Source organism: Fusibacter sp. JL298sf-3, from assembly GCF_053842995.1.
Genome location: NZ_CM132608.1, coordinates 979,845 through 996,796 on the forward strand (window position 1 = coordinate 979,845; position 16,952 = coordinate 996,796).

The 16,952-nt window shown below is 48.0% G+C and carries 17 protein-coding genes; 5 read left to right on the forward strand and 12 right to left on the reverse strand.

Annotated elements, in window-relative coordinates:
- Positions 1–62: 62 nt before the first annotated feature.
- Entirely contained in the window at positions 63–1,673 is a 1,611-nt protein-coding gene (locus tag ACR6HW_RS04780; RefSeq protein ID WP_455730023.1) for a M23 family metallopeptidase, read from the forward strand.
- A gap of 92 nt (positions 1,674–1,765) precedes the next feature.
- Here the strand turns inward: ACR6HW_RS04780 and mnmA are convergent, their stop codons facing one another.
- Together mnmA and ACR6HW_RS04790 are read right to left on the reverse strand one after the other, a co-directional pair.
- Positions 1,766–2,860: a tRNA 2-thiouridine(34) synthase MnmA gene (gene mnmA / locus ACR6HW_RS04785; protein ID WP_455730024.1), complete on the reverse strand. Its 1,095-nt coding sequence runs from the start codon at positions 2,858–2,860 to the stop codon at positions 1,766–1,768.
- A gap of 4 nt (positions 2,861–2,864) precedes the next feature.
- Complete coding sequence (locus ACR6HW_RS04790) at positions 2,865–3,935, reverse strand: cysteine desulfurase family protein (RefSeq protein ID WP_455730025.1); 1,071 nt, start codon at positions 3,933–3,935, stop codon at positions 2,865–2,867.
- Positions 3,936–4,829: 894 nt separating this feature from the next.
- On the opposite strand from ACR6HW_RS04790, the gene ACR6HW_RS04795 reads away from it, so the two are divergent.
- On the forward strand, positions 4,830–5,699 hold the full coding sequence (locus ACR6HW_RS04795) for a lysozyme family protein (RefSeq protein ID WP_455730026.1): 870 nt from the start codon (positions 4,830–4,832) through the stop codon (positions 5,697–5,699).
- Between the two features lie 162 nt (positions 5,700–5,861).
- A complete protein-coding gene (locus ACR6HW_RS04800) occupies positions 5,862–6,170 on the forward strand; it encodes a hypothetical protein (protein WP_455730027.1) in 309 nt (102 codons plus the stop codon).
- A 130-nt stretch (positions 6,171–6,300) separates the two neighbouring features.
- Here the strand turns inward: ACR6HW_RS04800 and ACR6HW_RS04805 are convergent, their stop codons facing one another.
- Positions 6,301–7,194 carry a YitT family protein gene (locus tag ACR6HW_RS04805; RefSeq protein ID WP_455730028.1) on the reverse strand — a complete coding sequence of 298 codons (894 nt, stop codon included), beginning with the start codon at positions 7,192–7,194 and terminating at the stop codon, positions 6,301–6,303.
- A gap of 186 nt (positions 7,195–7,380) precedes the next feature.
- Positions 7,381–7,839 carry a DUF6557 family protein gene (locus tag ACR6HW_RS04810; RefSeq protein ID WP_455730029.1) on the reverse strand — a complete coding sequence of 153 codons (459 nt, stop codon included), beginning with the start codon at positions 7,837–7,839 and terminating at the stop codon, positions 7,381–7,383.
- A 71-nt stretch (positions 7,840–7,910) separates the two neighbouring features.
- On the opposite strand from ACR6HW_RS04810, the gene proC reads away from it, so the two are divergent.
- On the forward strand, positions 7,911–8,717 hold the full coding sequence (gene proC / locus ACR6HW_RS04815; protein WP_455730030.1) for a pyrroline-5-carboxylate reductase: 807 nt from the start codon (positions 7,911–7,913) through the stop codon (positions 8,715–8,717).
- Here the strand turns inward: proC and ACR6HW_RS04820 are convergent.
- Complete coding sequence (locus tag ACR6HW_RS04820; RefSeq protein WP_455730031.1) at positions 8,662–9,384, reverse strand: YkgJ family cysteine cluster protein; 723 nt, start codon at positions 9,382–9,384, stop codon at positions 8,662–8,664. The genes proC and ACR6HW_RS04820 overlap by 56 nt on opposite strands.
- Before the next feature lie 37 nt (positions 9,385–9,421).
- Between ACR6HW_RS04820 and ACR6HW_RS04825 the strand changes: the two genes are divergently transcribed.
- Complete coding sequence (locus ACR6HW_RS04825) at positions 9,422–9,661, forward strand: hypothetical protein (protein WP_455730032.1); 240 nt, start codon at positions 9,422–9,424, stop codon at positions 9,659–9,661.
- On the opposite strand, the gene ACR6HW_RS04830 is transcribed toward ACR6HW_RS04825, so the two are convergent.
- From ACR6HW_RS04830 to mutL, 7 genes are all read right to left on the reverse strand, one after another.
- Positions 9,656–9,895 (reverse strand): TIGR03905 family TSCPD domain-containing protein, encoded by a 240-nt coding sequence (locus ACR6HW_RS04830; protein ID WP_455730033.1) that lies wholly within the window; start codon positions 9,893–9,895, stop codon positions 9,656–9,658. The two genes, ACR6HW_RS04825 and ACR6HW_RS04830, sit on opposite strands and share 6 nt — an antisense overlap.
- A 64-nt stretch (positions 9,896–9,959) precedes the next feature.
- Positions 9,960–10,721: a hypothetical protein gene (locus tag ACR6HW_RS04835; RefSeq protein ID WP_455730034.1), complete on the reverse strand. Its 762-nt coding sequence runs from the start codon at positions 10,719–10,721 to the stop codon at positions 9,960–9,962.
- 7 nt (positions 10,722–10,728) lie between these two features.
- Positions 10,729–11,430 (reverse strand): ATP-binding cassette domain-containing protein, encoded by a 702-nt coding sequence (locus ACR6HW_RS04840; RefSeq protein ID WP_455730035.1) that lies wholly within the window; start codon positions 11,428–11,430, stop codon positions 10,729–10,731.
- A 361-nt stretch (positions 11,431–11,791) separates the two neighbouring features.
- Positions 11,792–13,762, reverse strand: coding sequence for a transketolase (gene tkt / locus ACR6HW_RS04845; RefSeq protein WP_455730036.1), 1,971 nt, complete (start codon positions 13,760–13,762; stop codon positions 11,792–11,794).
- Between the two features lie 90 nt (positions 13,763–13,852).
- Positions 13,853–14,074, reverse strand: a complete 222-nt coding sequence (gene hfq, locus ACR6HW_RS04850; RefSeq protein ID WP_455730037.1) for an RNA chaperone Hfq — start codon at positions 14,072–14,074, stop codon at positions 13,853–13,855.
- A gap of 41 nt (positions 14,075–14,115) precedes the next feature.
- Entirely contained in the window at positions 14,116–15,039 is a 924-nt protein-coding gene (gene miaA / locus ACR6HW_RS04855) for a tRNA (adenosine(37)-N6)-dimethylallyltransferase MiaA (protein ID WP_455730038.1), read from the reverse strand.
- A 15-nt stretch (positions 15,040–15,054) separates the two neighbouring features.
- Entirely contained in the window at positions 15,055–16,944 is a 1,890-nt protein-coding gene (gene mutL / locus ACR6HW_RS04860) for a DNA mismatch repair endonuclease MutL (RefSeq protein WP_455730039.1), read from the reverse strand.
- Positions 16,945–16,952 lie beyond the last annotated feature (8 nt).

The window sequence follows — 16,952 nt, forward strand, 5'->3', positions numbered from 1 at the left end:
TAACAGCACTTTGTGGTATAATAGTCGTCGCAAGAAATGAAACCGAAAGATGGAGAAAAACTATGAAAAAGAGAAATATAACCATCGCCGTTGTCATTGTCCTTCTCATCGCCAGTTTGTTTTTGGTCTATCAGAGAATGATCAATGTCTTCGACGAAAAAACCATTGTCGGCATGACCGTATCCAGCGATAACGGTTTAACCACACAGTATTACGCGCTCGACGAAACCAAGCGAAAAATGCTGACTTCTAATATGAGGTCGCAATCGGATACCGATTTGACGCCTGATGAAGCAACGGCTTTTAAGATGACCTTGCTCAACAAGTGGGACATTTCCGAACACTATTGGGTTTACATGCTGAAAAGCGGCGACGTGCTGATCCAAAATGAGAAAAAAGAACAGACCAAAGTATTGGCCAGCGCTATTTTCTTTAAATCGCACGAGGCCTTTGACGCCTACTACAGCGACGCGTTGTTCCCCGAGATTACAATTAAACTCAACAACAAACTCCACCCGTACAGCATCCAAAACCACCAGTGGTTCTTCAGAAGGCTGAACAACGAGTGGGTGCAGAAAAACAAGTCGTTCTCGCCTGAGGAACTGCCGCCACAAGAGGTGGTCACCGAAGACGACGAGCTCTACATTTTCTCAGAAAAGAAAGCTGATAAAATCCACTACCGACTCATCGATACCGTCAGTGGCATCGAACTGGAAAACAAAGACTCCGATGAACACCTGCCGCTACCGACGCTCAACGGCAGCTACCAGTACATCGTCGACTTAGAGTGGCTCGGCGAAGACACCCCTTACAAGGGCACTGCCACAGTGGAATTTGACGTCGATGTAAAAAAACCGCCGAAGTTCACGCTGATGCAACCGGCTGTTGAACAAGGGGCTCTCATCGTCATCGAAGCGGTGAACGTCGACAAAATCGAAGACATCACAGTCGAGCAAACCCTGTCAGACAAGGGGCAGTGGTTCTATTCAGACGGCGTGTACACGTTTGTCATACCGACCAATTACAACACGACCATGGGCGAACACACCCTCACCGTTAAAAATGCTCAGACGGCCTCTGAAGAGACGTTTAACGTCAAAGTCCAAGCACGTGGCTTTAGAACACAACAGTTGACCATCGACCCCAATGTGGAGTCTACGACGCGTTCTGACGAAGCCTATGCCGAATACCGACAGTATTTTAAACCGGTGCGCTTAGAGAGTAGCGGCGAAAAGTATTACATCGACGGCGCTTTTGTCCTCCCGACAAAGGGACGACTCAACACCGAATTCGGCGAAATGCGCTCCGTTAATGGCGCAATGACCACTTACAGACACAGCGGCATCGATATCGGCGCCAGTGCCGGTACACCGGTTCTCGCTACCAATAAGGGCAAAGTCGTCTTCACCATGGACATGATGTTGACGGGCAAGACCATTATCATCGATCATGGACACGGTCTATTTAGCATCTACGAACACCTCGACGACATCCTCGTCGAAGAAGGCGCTATGGTGGAAGCCGGTGCGGAAATCGGAAAAGTGGGCAGTACGGGCTTCTCAACGGGGCCACACCTCCACTTTACAATGTCCTATTACGACATCGATCTCGAACCCGGTCACTTCATTATCGGCGAGACCTTTAGCAAAGAAACCATGACACATCTCGAATAACCATTGATTTTAACACTAAAAAAACAGTGTCGCGCGCCCTCTGTATAGAGAGCGCTGTCGACACTGTTTTTATTTGTATAGACGTCCGTCACCTACACGCGCTTAATTGTACCGCCGCCGACGAGTAAATCGTCTTTGTAGAAGACAACTGCTTGTCCCGGTGTCACGGCGCGTTGCGGCGTCTCAAACACCACTTTGACCATAGCGCCTTCCGGATAAAGGGTGCACGGGGCTTCTTTTGCACTGTAGCGCACTTTAGCCGCACAGCTGTACGGCCCCTCCAGCGTTTCAAACGGTATAAAATTCACTTCATCGGCGTAGAGCGTCTCGCTGTGGACGTCTTCATTGTTGCCCAGTACCACCTCGTTGGTGGCTTTATCGATGTCGATAACGTACATCGGCTTGCCGAAAGTCACGCCCAAGCCTTTGCGCTGGCCAATGGTGTAGTTAATAATGCCCTGGTGTTCGCCGAGCTTTTCCCCATCTGTGCCTACAAAGTCACCGCCGGCCACTTTTAAATCGCTGTTGCGCTTTAAAAAGCCCACATAATCTTGGTCCGGTACAAAGCAAATCTCTTGGCTATCGGACTTTCGAGACATTTGAACATCGAGTTTGGCGGCAATTGCCCTGACGTCTTCCTTAGATTCAAACTCTCCCAACGGCATTAAAATGTGCTTAATCTGCTCTTGTGTCAAGTTGTAAAGGGCGTATGTTTGGTCTTTTTTAACCGCATTGGACTTTCGGATAACGTAGCGTCCAAGCGCTTCGTCAAAGCCCATCTTCGCGTAGTGCCCTGTGGCCACATAATACGCACCCAGTTCGTGCGCCTTTTCTAATAGCGCCTCAAACTTGACGTACTTGTTGCACGCGATACATGGGTTCGGCGTTTCGGCGTTGTGGTAAGCGTCGATAAAATAGTCCACGACTTTTTCCTTAAAGACGCCTTTAAAATCCAACGCGTAAAACGGAATCCCTATTTTTTCACAGACGCGGCGGGCATCTTCCACGCTGGACAAACTACAGCAGCCACCGTCGCGCTTAAAGTGTTCCTCTTCCAAGAAGTCGTCCTGCCACAGCCTCATGTTGACGCCGATGACTTCGTAGCCCATCTCTTTTAACTGGTAGGCGGCGACGGTACTGTCGACCCCACCGCTCATTCCTACAATAACCCGGTTGTTTCTTTCCATTGTTCTATCCTTTCATAATGGCACGCGTTGCCTCGACGACGTGTTGAATCGCCTCATCCGTCGTCGGCGTGCCGATGGAAAAGCGGACACAGCGCTTGGCTTCCGCTTCGCTAAGTCCCATTGCCCTCAGCACGTGGGAAGCGCTAATGGCACCTGAACTGCAAGCAGATCCCGCAGACAGTGCGACGCCTTTCCAATCGTAATTTATTAAAAGACCGTCAGAGGTCTTGCCCTCAAAGTAAAATGTTACAATCCCGATGTCACCGTCGACGTCGCCTATCGGGCGAATCCCCTTATCGAGGTTTACAAGCCCTTCTATTAAGGCCTTTTTCTTTCGGCGCATTTCTGCCCTACAGTCCGGTTTAAAGCGCATCAAGGCGCTTTCAAAGGCGGCGATATAGGGCACGTTGTCCGTATACGGTGTGACAATAGGACAATAAGTGTTCGGAGCCTTCATATAAATGGCGCCGAGCCCTTTCGGCGCGTACACTTTATGTGCTGAAAACGTCATGGCATCCACATCGAGCCGTGTAACGTCTATGGGTATTTTCCCAAGTGCTTGAATGGCGTCGACATGAAGGGACACACCACGTGACTTCAGCAGTTCACACACCGCTTCAATCGGTTGCACCGTCCCTACTTCGTTGTTGACAAGCATTATGGAAACCACTGCCGTCGTCGGCTTCAAAAGCCCTTTAAGCACCTCGATCGCCACGTACCCTTCCGCGGTTACCGGCGCATAACTCACATCGCCACCGGCCTTTTCAAATGCTTCGGCATAGCGCAACACCGAAGGGTGCTCGATGGAAGAGACAATTAAATGGGGATCTTCAAACCCACTGGCCTTTAAAAGCGTCTCTATGGCGGCTTGATTGGCTTCAGTTCCCGTGGCAGTAAAATAAATGGCGCTGCTTAAATCGGCATTGAGCATTGCCTTCAACGTACGTTTAGCGCGTTCCACCAGAGCCTTTTCATGTTTTTCGTCTATAGGCGCCTCGTAATGCGCCTTTAACACTTTGGCAACCTCTAAATCAACAGGGGTTGTCGAAGCGTAATCCATATATATTCTGTTCATGTGGTACCCTTTCTTTAGAATTGCATTCGGGGGTCGTCATTAAGTATAGTACGCGCGTTTGCAGCTGTCAAGCACTGCGGAAACACCAATCGACCTCTTTGCCACAACGTTGTGAAACACTCCGTCAATGCCCCCTTACTGCACGTTCTACTGAAAGGAAAACAAATCCATTCGAGCCCCCGACGATGAACGCTTGTTTTTAAACGCGAAAATAGACGCTGGCGGGGCGTCTATTTTCTGTGAGGTATTCTAATAAAGTTCACGTTTTGGGGGGTACCTAATTTCGGTAAACAGATTGCCGTGCAATTTTTAAGTTCATTTACCGATGCTAGGCTATTGCGAGTATAAGGAGTTTTTGTTCTAAATGAAATTGATTATCAACTTCTGATGTAATAATACCATAAGATAATGGCCTTGTAAACCCTTTTTCTAAAAAAAATCATATTAATTTACTCGGAATTAAAAAAACGTTTAATTGGAACGTCTGTAGACGAATATTCCCTTTGACTTCACAGTGAAATTCTCCATTTATTCAGGCGATTTTTCATGTAAATCCATCTGACGTTACGACATCCCATTTTTGGTAAATACAAGTATTTTCCGACACAAAAGAACCGTCCCCTTTTGTTGCAAATAAAAATAGACGTTGGCGAGACGTCTATTTTTACTCTTACTTTCGTTCACGTTTTGGGGGCCTACTTTGAAAAGTTATTATCCAAAATAGGTTAATGCGAGTATAAGGAGTTTAATTGACAATTGATACTGATTATCAACTTCAAATAAATCATACCATGCTACTCGGGTATTGTAAACCCCTTTTTTATTATTTTATGCGTTAATTATTATTAAAGTATGGTAATATATGAAGAAAGACCAGTGAGAAGGAGCTCCGCAATGTCCCCCATCCTATCCGAACAAGATATCCATCGATTTAGAGAGGAAATAAAAAACATTTACGGTTTCTACGATCCCAAAGTGCACGCACATCTATTTTCCATGCGCGTCCACAGACATCTCGACGAAAAGCTCTCAGAAATCGTTCCGGGAGAAGCCGTAGCGGTCAAAGAAAAGCTCATCCGCGACACCTTGGCACAGGGCAAACTGACCATAACATCAGACGACCTGATTGCCCCGCCTGCTCCCGTCGAAGCGCCCCCGATACCGGCAGATGCCAAAGGGGCCCCCGCCTACAGACAATTGCTCGTCGTCTTCGCCTGTATCGTCGTCTTATTTGGCCTACACTTTAAGCGTATCGAACCCGCACCGGCGGACACAGCTGCCCCTGCACCGATGCCAATCGACGTCTATCCGGTGACAAACATCCTTTTAAGCACCGCGTATTACCCTTATGTTCCCATCGATCACAGCGGTTTAAAACACTACATAAAAAACGAACGCTTTGGCCGAATCGGCACCGATGACGCCTACTACAAAATCGTGTTCTTGGCAAAACAAAACGATATCGACCCGCTTTTGCTCTTCGCCATCATCGGACAAGAGCAAAACTTTGTTCCACTGGATCACCCCTCTTCAGGCGCTATCCTCAACAACCCCTTCAATGTGTACTACAGCTGGGAGGCCTTTAACACCAACCTGTCCGAAAGCACCCAAATCGCCATTAACACCATTCAGTACCGAATGGCACAGTACACAGGCGAAGGCGACCCGCTCATCTGGCTCAACGCCGTTTACGCCGAAGACCCCAATTGGCATCTCGGCGTACGCTACTTTTACACGTTCTTTCAAAAGACCTATCGACTTTAGCCGCGAGGAGCGCCATAGCGCACACACTTTGTGATTTATTTGTCTATACAGCAAAATTGCGGGCTCTGTAAAATGCGCGTAAAATACCTGTTAATTCTTCTTTGCCGAGGGTAATAGCCATAATAACCCCAACTTAAAACCACGATCGACAAGGAGGAGCCTATGCCTTACAGAGGAACCAATTCCAAGCGAAACGTCGTCCACGACAAAGGGCGCTCTACCATAAGAGAGGAGAGCCGGGCACATTATTTCGCTGAAAAAAAAGAACACGACCACGAGTTGCAAACGGCCATTAAGACCATAGGTAAACTTTACAACGAGGGCTACTGCTACAAAAAAACGCAAACGCGCAACCACCACGTCTTTATCACCTTTGAAAACGACAGCGGTTCAAAGCAGTCCGTGGAATTGGAATACCCTGAAAATCTCAGCCAAATCAAAGCCCATTTTGAGGACTTTGGCACCCTGTAACCCCATCGCATAAGACTGTCACACGGCAGTCTTTTTTTAATTTGATCTACAAACACTTTTCGCCCACAGCTGACCCTTAGCACAGCCCATTTGTCGTCAAAAAAAACAGCAGCTCAAGGCTGCTGAAAGTCTACTGATCACTCGGCGTCAATCGGTCAAAGCCAACGCCTTCACCCCAAACAGAATTCACCGGTAAAACACTGATAAATGCCTTGGGATCAATTTGCGACACCATGTCTCTTAGGAGAATAGATTCTCTCGGAGAACACAGCGTAACGAGTTTTGTGCGGTTTAAATTGGTGTAGCCACCGACAATATTGTACTTGGAAATCCCCCGTCTCAACTGATTGAGAATGTACAGTTCGATGTCGCGTTCCCTCTCGCTGATAATCTCCAGCTTCACCACTTTTGAAGAGAAACCGAACAAGACGATTTCCACCGCTTTCATCACCACCACCTGCGTTAAAATCGCATAGAGCGCAATGCGCGTATCGAACACAAAAGCCGCTAAAAAGATAACGCTGATGTCCAGTGCAGCGATAATCGTCGAAATGGACATAAATCGAAACAACTTCCGATTGATAATCTTGGCGATGGTGTCTGTGCCGCCGGAAGAGAAGCCGCCTTTTAAAATAAGCCCCGTGGCGCCACCGGCCAATACACCGTAATAAATACAGGCCAAGAACAAGTCGTTTTCAATAATCACGAGGTCCAGTCGGTCGAAGACAATGAGTATTAACGGGAAGAACACCGAAAAGACCACAATTTTGCTCGCTTCGCGTTTGCCAAGTGTCAAATAGGTGGCGATGAGCACCGCCAGTGAAATCAAGTAATAAACATAGGTGTACTCGATGTTCAACATCTTCTCGAGTACCAGTGAAAAACCCGTGATGCCGCCGGTGATGATGCCGTTGGGCTTCAAAATAGACGTAATCGCCAATGCGAGAATCATCGATCCGGACAACACGTAGACGATATCTTGCAGATACCGTTTTTCTCCGAAACGCTCTTTTAACTTGTTCATAATACCGCTCCCAAAATTTTATAATAAATTTACCCTCTATCTTTTATTTAACGCAGAGGATTTGCACACGATAAAAGTCGCCAATCCCACATTCATCGTCCTCAATGAATCTTGAACTGCCGACAGAAAGTAATTATAACACATCGCGTATAAGAGTCAATATCTAATGAAAAAGCTTACAGATTCTTAATGTAAAAACGTACTCGACAGCCCATTTTCTAAGACTTTCAGCTCTTCCGAAATCGTCTCTTGATCGAAACCGTAAAACGTCATTTCGTATACGCAAAGCGCCGCGACGTCTAGGGGTTCAATGTTGAGGTCGGCCTCTAATTCAATTGGGGCATTGGCCCATTCTTCCCACCGGGTAAAGCCCAGTGCAAATTCTAAGTTTTCTTTTTCACTGTACCCTGAAATGCTGATATAGGCTTCTTCGTCTACACCGGCTTCGTAATCGGTGTCCGATGCGGGGTCCACCAGTCCGAATCTAATGACGAACTCGTCAAACGGATAGGAGACCACAGATTCGACAAAAGTCAGTACCGAACTGTAGGCCTCGTCTTGCTCTTTACATTCCGGGTACATGTTGTAAAGCGCCTCCAGTATTTCTTCTTTTTTATTTTGTGTCACAATTTCTTTTAAAGTCATTTAAGTTCCTTTCTGTTTCTCGTTTTTGAGTATGGTATAATACTATATGAACCCACCTAAGGAGGTTAACAATGCATTATAAAATTGGATTTATCGGCTGCGGCAACATGGCACAGGCCATTATAGGGGGCTTATTGGCTACCTCCAGCTTCACTGCTAAAGATATTATAGCCAGTGTCGCCACTGAAAAGAGCCGAAAAAAAATCGCCGATACCTACGGCATTCACGCGACGCGCGACAACCTCGAAGTTATGCGTTCCGCGTCTTTTGTCGTTCTCGCCGTCAAACCGTATATTCTCACCGATTTATTCCCCTCTCTGGGCGAAGCGGTGCAACCTGATCAGACGATTATCTCAATAGCTGCCGGCGTTACACTGGATCAGTTGGCAAAAGCCCTTCCGGTAGAGGAACTCTACCGTGCGATGCCCAACACTCCGGCGCGCGTCGGCGCGGGAATGACCTCAATTTGCTACGCCAAAACCTGTCCCAAACGACAGCTCGAAACGGTTAAACAGCTCTTTGAAGCCGTCGGTGGCACTGTTGAAATCGAAGAGCGTCAAATGCACGCCGCCATTGCGGCACACGGATCCTCACCGGCGTACTTTTACATGATGCTCGAAGCCATGGGCGACGCCGGTGTCAAGCTCGGACTCTCACGCGACAGCGCATACGAAATGGCTGCACAAGCAATGCTCGGCGCCGCAAAAACCTATTTGGAAACCCGCGAACACCCGGGGGTTTTAAAAGATGCGGTCACTTCCCCAATGGGCACCACGATAGAGGCGGTGAGCACCCTTGAAAGCTGTGGCTTCAGACACGCCATTATCGAAGCGATGCGTCGCTGTGCGACGCGCTCTCAGCAGATGAGCGAAGATTAACCATTCGCAACGCTTCATAGCGCACGTCTTCGGCAAACGTTAGACAGGCGTCGTCAGACGCCGTCAGATAACGCATCATCCAACTAACCAAATGTTCGTTGTGTCGATGGCCTTTGAGCCCCAATCGAAACGTAATTCTCGCATCAAGCTGTATCAAGCGGTCGTAAAAATCCGCAACCGCCGCTTGATGCCATCTTTTTTTTGGTGTATAATCGTTACAAAATTGAATTTGTTTTTTGGTAACGCGCTTTGGTAGCAAAAGCCCCTCTGTGGCGTAAAGTGCCCTTGCCACTTCTGCATTTTGCCGCAGAATCTTCGCCATGTTGCGCTGATAATCCTCTTCGTAAACGTTGCCAAAGAGTCGACAGGGCAACGGCCTCACCGGATAAATGCTACAGCGCCTATCCGACATGAGGAACGGGCATTTCATCGGTTTAACCCATTCGAGGACGTGGTATTGCACCACTTTGCGCACCGGTACCGACACCTGCTCGGCATCAATGTACCGAATAATATTTAAAAATTCCAGATAACTGACGTTTACCGATTCACTGCAACAGCGCACACAGGCGCGGCAGTCACCGCCTTCAATGGTGTTGTAAAGGTCGTTCAGTTCATCAAAGTAACCGCTTGCCTCAGCGCTTTGCGCTTCTGCTAAATAGTTCATATTGCCTCATCTTTACCTATATAAAAAGGAGTGACTTATGAAAAAAATAATGAAAAAGTTTCTATCACAACCACCCCTGACGCGTCTTGCCAATATCCTGTTTTATACCGGATTTGCCGTCAGTATCGGCACGCTCGTCCACACCTACCTGTCGAGGCGCAATCTGCCGCCAAATGTCTGTCCGGTAGACGCCAATACCCATTGGTTTTACATTGCCATCGGCTTGCTCAGCGTCTCATTTGTTCTTTCATTTGTGGGCCATCTAAAAAAACTATAAAAATTTTTCAAGCGCCTCTGCCAGCTGAGCCGGACACGATGTGCTCTTATTGCCACAGGTCACGCCTCTCAGCCGCTCCACAACTTCAGAGACGCCTTGTCCCTCCACCATGTTGCTAAGGCCTATGGCATTGCCCGGACACCCGCCGACAAATTTGACATTTTTAACTTTTTCTTCTTCAACTTGAAACATAATCTGTTTGGCGCAAACGCCTTGTGTCGTTACAATATGCATGATTTCCTCCAACTTGTCTTTTGACATCCCTATCATTATAACGCATACTGTTCATAAATCATAGCTAAAGATTGACTTTTTTTTCGAGCAAGTAACCCGTGATTAAAAAGGTGATTACTGCCGAGACGATATTAAATCCAATGCTGACATTCAGCGCTTCGCGTATAACTCCAATCACTTGCGTAATCATTTCCTCGTCTAAAAAGGCATAGTATGTCCGCTTCATTTCAAAGGCTGAAATGTAGGCCACAATCCGTCCTTTAAAGACGCTGATAACAAAAAAGATAATCAGGGTCAAAAGCCCCTTAAACCTCAAATTGGGAAATAGGCTTTTAAAGATGGCGTACGACAAGTACACCGTTAGCGCGAACTCCACAAGGGACGTAATGACCGACAGGCCGAATCTGCCCACGAGGGGCATGATGTTCCAGTCCATATTAATCTGCCTGAGATCCTGAAAAAACACGCTGCCGTACAACATGCGCATGTTGATGAGCAACAACACAAAGTAAATCAAAAAAATGCTCAAGCCTTCAATTAACGCAAACATCAATTTAGACGCCAAAATCTTGTAACCGCTGTTCGGCGTCATAAACAACATGTACCCCTCCGGATGAAACACATCGTTCCGAAAAAGCGTCACGAGGTCGATAAAGTACAAAATCGCAAATACGATAAAGACGATGACCAAGTACAAGAGAATCAGGTTCTCGTTGTGGTTGACGCGAAAAGAAGCATCCACTGCAAAAAAACGCATGGAAATCAACAGTTGCGTCACCACCACTATAAACAAAGCCGCTTGAAAAAGCGTTTTTTTACGTTTCATTTCAAACTTAATAAGTTTCAGCATATCCAAACACCTCTTTATAGGCCGACTTCAACGAGTGGGCACTTGTCAAATTGAGATCTTCTATGGTCTCAAAAGCCTTTATACGTCCTTTTTCCATAAAGATGACAGCGTCGAGAAGCGACGACATCGTCTCCAGCTGATGCGAAGCGATGACAAACAACACTTCTGAGTGAAAGCTATCCAACAACTCGCGTATTAAAATGTCCTTTCCCTTCTGATCCAGCCCCTTAAACGGTTCATCCAACAAATACATCGAGGTCTTGCGCGACAACGTCAGCGCCAGTTTCAAGCGGGTTTTCTGCCCCAACGACAGCTGTGCCACTTTAATCTGCGCAGAAATTTCAATGGCGTCCAGTAGGCGATTAAAGTACACTTGGTCAAAGTCCTTGTAAAATGCGCTGTAAAACTGTTGAATTTCTGAAACGCGCATCCAGTTGTACAAGTACGATTCCGACGGCATAAAAGAGACAAAAGACCGCGTCTTATGCCCGACGACTTCACCATTAATTTTGATTTCACCGGCACTGATTTTTTCAAGCCCTGCAACGGCCTTTAACAGCGTGCTCTTTCCGCTGCCATTGGGACCGACGAGCCCATATATATTCCCCGCCTCAAGCTTGAGGTTCACTGCATCCAGCAATTTGGTTCTCAATTGGCTCTTGTTAACGTTCATGCAACTCAGCATGTGCTCTCCTCCCGTTCATTCAATTCTTCATCTATTATAACACAGCTGTGCTCAAGGGGACGGTTCTTTTGTGCCATCAGGCGACTGAGCCATGGCCTCAAGCCTTGAAAAACCTTTCTTCTCATGCACCATACATATGCCCCTCCCTCTGCAATGCGTCCATAACCCGCGTCCCTCTTGAGGCCAAAGACTCGGAGGACACGCGTTACAAAACACTGTCTTTCCAAGCGACTTGGCGCCTACACAACATCCTTTTATGTAAATTAATAGTAGATTCCGGCACAAAAGAACCGTCCCCTTTAACTAACTTAAAAAGTTAAAAAAAGCGCCGATTTTCATCGGCGCTTTTTACCTTATTGCATTATTTCAAAAGTGAAAGTGCTTTTTCTACAACGTTGTCCACTGTAAAACCAAAGGCTTTAAAGAGCTCACCACCTGGTGCAGAAAGACCGAAGTCATCGTGACCGATGGCGAGGTCAGCGTACTTGTGCCAGCCGTATGTGCATCCGGCTTCAATTGAAACCGTCTTAACAGACGCAGGCAACACGCTTTCGCGATAAGCGCTGTCTTGTGTCTCGAAAAGCTCTCTACAAGGCATTGACACAACGCGCGTTGCAATGCCTTTCTCTTCGAGCACCGCTTGCGCTTCAATAGCAAGCGATACCTCTGAACCCGTAGCCAAAAGCACCAATTGCGGCTCAGCCGATGCTTTAGACACCACATAGGCCCCTTTGAGAGCGTCTTTAGAAGACCCTTCGAGAGCCGGTAAGCCTTGACGTGTGAGAACCAGTGCCGTCGGACGGTCTTTCGTCGTCATGGCAATGTACCATGCCGCCGAAACCTCTCTGGCATCTGCCGGACGCACCACCTGAAGCTTAGGAATCGCTCTGAGCATAGCCAGTTGATCAATTGGCTGATGCGTCGGACCGTCTTCGCCGACGCCGATGCTGTCGTGCGTCAAGATGTACGTCACCGGTAAGTTCATCAACGCGGCTAGGCGGATAGAAGGTTTCATGTAATCTGAGAACACGAAGAACGTCGATGCATAAGCTCTGAGACCGCCATGTGCCTGGATGCCGTTTACGATACCCGCCATAGCGTGCTCCCTTACGCCAAAGTGCAGGTTGGAGCCGTCGTAGGCATCTGCAAAGAATGACGTTCTGTTTTTCATATCTGAATTGTTCGACGGTGCGAGGTCGGCGGAACCGCCAAATAAGTTCGGCACCACTTCTGCCAACTTATTCAACACTTTACCGGAAGAACTTCTCGTCGCCGCCTTTTCATTGTATGCCCAATAGTCTTCTGACTCGAGAACATCCATTGGCGCTTCGTTTTTAAACCAAGCGTCGTACTCTGTAGCGAGCTCCGGATGCGCCGCTTTGTACTTCTCAAAGAGTGCGTTCCACGCCGCTTCTTCTTCGCCAAGCGCTGCGACGCGCTCAGCCATATGCGCTCTTAAATCTTCAGGCACACAGAACGGCTCGTCGCAATCCCAGTTGGCAAATGTCTTAACTTCTTTAACGCCGTCGTCGCCAAGCGGCGATCCGTGAACCTTGTGAGAGCCTTGCTTAGACGGACAGCCAAAGCCGATAATCGTCTTGACGATAATGAGCGTCGGTTGCGTCGTGTGCGCTTTGGCTTCCACAAGTGCCTTTTCAATTGCAACGGTGTCGTTGCCGTCTTCCACCGTCAACACTTGCCAATCCATAGCTTCAAAACGCATGCCGACATTTTCGGTAAATGCTAAATCCGTACTGCCTTCTATTGTAATTTTATTGGAATCGTATAACACAATCAGTTTGCCGAGTTTCAACGTGCCGGCGAGAGAGGCCGCTTCGTATGAAATCCCTTCCATTAAACAGCCGTCGCCTGAAAGGGCGTAGGTGTAGTGATCCACTACATCGTAACCCGGTCTGTTAAACGTAGCCGCCAACTTGGCTTCCGCCATGGCGAAGCCCACCGCATTGGCAATCCCTTGACCCAATGGTCCCGTTGAAATTTCAACACCTTTTGTGTGACCGTACTCAGGATGACCTGGCGTCTTGCTGTCGAACTGTCTAAAGTTCTCGATTTCCGCCATTGGCAAACCGTACTCAAAGAGATTGAGCAGAGAATAAAGGAGCATCGATCCGTGACCTGCAGAAAGTACAAATCGATCTCTATTATGCCACTCGGGATGATGCGGGTTGTGCTTCATCTGCTTAGCCCAAAGCGTATACGCCATAGGCGCAGCGCCAAGTGGTAAGCCCGGATGCCCTGAGTTTGCCGCTTGAATGGCTTCAGCGGATAATACTCTTATCGCACCGATTGCTTTTTGATCCATCATTATCATTTACCAACCTTTCTTATTATAACAGTGCTTTTTTTAATCCCTAACTATTATATAGTGTCTGTCTTTAAATAACAACCACTATAAGGCCGATTATCCCTGAAAAGGAATGGTTTTAGACGGAATAATCGTCGATATCGCATGTTTGTAAATCATTTGCTGCTTGCCGTCGCTGTCGAGGACGATGGTGTAGCTGTCAAAGCCCTTGACAAAGCCCCTGATTTGGTAGCCGCTCACTAAGAATATGGTAATCTGGATCTGATCTTTACGGCATTGGTTTAAGAATAAGTCTTGTAAATTTACAGCTGATTTCATACTTTCCCTCCTTTAATCTTTCGCGCATTTTTAGACGCCTTTTATAGTATAGACACTATGTGTTCTAATGCTTCCGTTTTTGTCTGCTGATCCAGGTCGATCCAGTGCATGCCGCTGTAGCGTCTAAACCAGGTCATCTGGCGCTTGGCGTATCTTCTGGAGTTCTGTTTTAACATCGATACCATCAGTTCGCAGTCGTACTTGCCGTCTAAATGGCCTAAAACCTCTTTGTATCCTATACCCTGCATCGACTGAAATGTATCATCTAAACCTCTGGATTTTAAATTTTTCACCTCTTCTAAGAGGCCTTGCTCAAACATGATGTCCACGCGTTTATTGATACGCGCGTACAGCTTCATCCGCGCCCGCTTTAATCCTATTAAAACAGGGTTAAAACGGTCTGTCAAGACAGGGTCCTTCGAAAAATCCGACATCGTCTGTCCCGTGAGATAGTTGATTTCCAGCGCCCGGATAACGCGACGCACATTGTTCGGATGAATTCGCTCGGCAGCTTCCGGGTCGACGGCTTGCAGCTTCTCGTGAACTGCTAGCTCGCCTTCAGAAGCACAAAGCGCTTCCAGTGTGCGCCTGTAGTTTTCGTCAGACGGCGCCTTTCCAAAATCCATATCGTAAATCAAAGCGTTGATGTAAAGTCCTGTTCCACCGGTTACAATCGGTATCTTTCCGGCATCTATAATGGCCTCAATGGCCTCGAGCGCCTGCGCCCTATAGTCTGAAACCGAAAAGGGTAGCGCCGGATCGCAGACGTCGATTAAATGATGGGGCACACCGGCCATTTCCTCAGCCGTAGGCTTTGCAGAGCCGATGTCCAGTGCCTTGTACACCTGCACCGAATCCGCCGAAACAATCTCCGTGTCGAGACGCTTTGCGAGCTCGATGGAAAGGTCAGTTTTCCCCACCGCCGTCGGGCCTGCTAAAAAAATTACCGTTCTGTCTTTATTCATACTGCATCCTCTTTATCAAACAATTCGCTTAAACTTCTTTTCCAGTTCGTACTTAGAAAATTTAATGACAATCGGCCGACCGTGCGGACACGTGTAGGGGTCGTCCAGCCCCTTGAGCTGATCCAGCAGTCCTGAAACCTCCACTGCGGCCAGTGCATCGTTGGCCTTAATCGCCGCCTTGCACGCTTTTGACGCCAGTCGCATTTGAATCAACTCATCCATGCCTTCGGCGTACCCTTCAAGCGCTTCTAAAAATAGAAGCTTGGCAATGCCGAACTGCATAAAACTCGGAATGGCTCTAATGACCACAGTGCCCTCGCCGAAGATATCGTATTCGAACCCCATGCGGGTCAACAGAGCACTGCAACTGTCCAGCCTTTGAAACGTCAGCGTATCCAGTTCCAGTGTTTCTGGAACCAAGAGCATCTGACTGAGTACCGACTGTTCCTCAAACGCTTTCATAAACATCTCGTAGAGAACCTTTTCATGCGCCGCATGCTGATCCACCATGTAGAGCACCGATGCTTTTTCAAAGAGCAGATACGTTCTGTCAAAGGTGCCGATATAATGAAGGCCGTCGTAAATGGACGTCTCGACAAGGTCGGCGTTTTCTTTTATAAAGTCGCCGATTTGCTCAAAGGCATCGAAGTCGACGGATGGTTTTGGCGGCGGTGTATACGGCCGGCCGCCAGCGTGTCCACCACTTGTCGAAGGCCTTTTAAGCGCCGGTTCTAGAGGGATTACAGGGGGTTTTTCGGCCACCGGTGCCTCTGTCACCACCTCCTGACGCACTGGCATATCACGCGATGGGGTCTCTATAAACTCGAACCGCTTTTCCGCTTCCGGTTTCAGCGTCTGCGCCTGAGCTTTTTTGGTGAACACATTTTTTTCGGTAAAGGTCACTGAAGGCGACTGGTCGTACAAGTTAAAGGCTTTTTTTAGCGCCGTGTAGAGCACCTGCTTGACTTTGCCCTCTTCGTGGAACTTGATTTCGGTCTTCGCCGGATGAATGTTGACGTCCAGCTTTTCCGGCGGCATATCAAAAAACAAGAAACACACGGGGTGACGGTTGTGCATCATATAGGGTTTGTACGCCATTTGAACGATGTCTTTTATGAAGTCGCTCTTTACGTAGCGGCCGTTGACAAAGGCGATTTGATAACTTCTCGTCCCCTTGGTGTAGTCGAACTTTGAAACGAATCCCCTGAGGGAGATATCGTCTAGCATCTCTTCAATTTCGTACAAGCTTTTCGTCATCGCCGCATCGTAGACTCCGAATATGGCGTCTTTGAGCTTGTCTTTACCGGAGGTCCTGAAAATGAGTTTGTCGTCGAGTAGGTACTTAAAGGCGATTTCGGGATGCGAAAGTGCCAAGTGGTTCATGAGTTCAGTGATGTAGCGGCCCTCTGTTGCATCGGCCTTTAGGAATTTCAAACGCGCCGGCGTGTTGAAAAACAAGTCGCTCACGGCGATGCTCGTCCCCACCACTGTGCCGATATCGGTCTTCTCCAAAATTCGGCCCCCTGCCGCGCGGACACAGGTCCCGCTACTCGAGCCCTCTCGCATGGTGATCACTTCCATTTGAGAGACCGCGCAGATGCTGGCGAGGGCTTCTCCTCTAAATCCCAAAGTCCGCGTTGCGTACAGGTCGTCTATCGTCTGAATCTTACTGGTGGCGTGGCGTTCGAACAGCAGCGGCAAGTCGTCTTCATGGATGCCCGCGCCGTTGTCCGTTACGCGTATTTTGTCTTTGCCGCCTTTTTTCACATCGACGACGATTTCCGTCGCCCCTGCGTCTATCGCGTTTTCCACCAGTTCTTTGACGACCATTGCCGGTTTTTCAACCACTTCTCCGGCTGCTATCTTACCGGCAGTTGCCGCGTCGAGTTTTTTTATGCGGTTCATCTGCCACC

Bases quoted from the DNA above. Each gene is read 5' to 3' on its own strand.
- ACR6HW_RS04805 (WP_455730028.1), bottom strand. From the start codon at position 7,194: ATGAACAAGTTAAAAGAGCGTTTCGGAGAAAAACGGTATCTGCAAGAT.
- mutL (WP_455730039.1), bottom strand. From the start codon at position 16,944: ATGAACCGCATAAAAAAACTCGACGCGGCAACTGCCGGTAAGATAGCA.
- hfq (WP_455730037.1), bottom strand. From the start codon at position 14,074: ATGAAATCAGCTGTAAATTTACAAGACTTATTCTTAAACCAATGCCGT.
- ACR6HW_RS04840 (WP_455730035.1), bottom strand. From the start codon at position 11,430: ATGCTGAGTTGCATGAACGTTAACAAGAGCCAATTGAGAACCAAATTG.
- ACR6HW_RS04810 (WP_455730029.1), bottom strand. From the start codon at position 7,839: ATGACTTTAAAAGAAATTGTGACACAAAATAAAAAAGAAGAAATACTG.
- ACR6HW_RS04800 (WP_455730027.1), top strand. From the start codon at position 5,862: ATGCCTTACAGAGGAACCAATTCCAAGCGAAACGTCGTCCACGACAAA.
- ACR6HW_RS04795 (WP_455730026.1), top strand. From the start codon at position 4,830: ATGTCCCCCATCCTATCCGAACAAGATATCCATCGATTTAGAGAGGAA.
- proC (WP_455730030.1), top strand. From the start codon at position 7,911: ATGCATTATAAAATTGGATTTATCGGCTGCGGCAACATGGCACAGGCC.
- mnmA (WP_455730024.1), bottom strand. From the start codon at position 2,860: ATGGAAAGAAACAACCGGGTTATTGTAGGAATGAGCGGTGGGGTCGAC.
- miaA (WP_455730038.1), bottom strand. From the start codon at position 15,039: ATGAATAAAGACAGAACGGTAATTTTTTTAGCAGGCCCGACGGCGGTG.
- ACR6HW_RS04820 (WP_455730031.1), bottom strand. From the start codon at position 9,384: ATGAACTATTTAGCAGAAGCGCAAAGCGCTGAGGCAAGCGGTTACTTT.
- ACR6HW_RS04835 (WP_455730034.1), bottom strand. From the start codon at position 10,721: ATGAAACGTAAAAAAACGCTTTTTCAAGCGGCTTTGTTTATAGTGGTG.
- tkt (WP_455730036.1), bottom strand. From the start codon at position 13,762: ATGATAATGATGGATCAAAAAGCAATCGGTGCGATAAGAGTATTATCC.
- ACR6HW_RS04780 (WP_455730023.1), top strand. From the start codon at position 63: ATGAAAAAGAGAAATATAACCATCGCCGTTGTCATTGTCCTTCTCATC.
- ACR6HW_RS04825 (WP_455730032.1), top strand. From the start codon at position 9,422: ATGAAAAAAATAATGAAAAAGTTTCTATCACAACCACCCCTGACGCGT.
- ACR6HW_RS04790 (WP_455730025.1), bottom strand. From the start codon at position 3,935: ATGAACAGAATATATATGGATTACGCTTCGACAACCCCTGTTGATTTA.
- ACR6HW_RS04830 (WP_455730033.1), bottom strand. From the start codon at position 9,895: ATGCATATTGTAACGACACAAGGCGTTTGCGCCAAACAGATTATGTTT.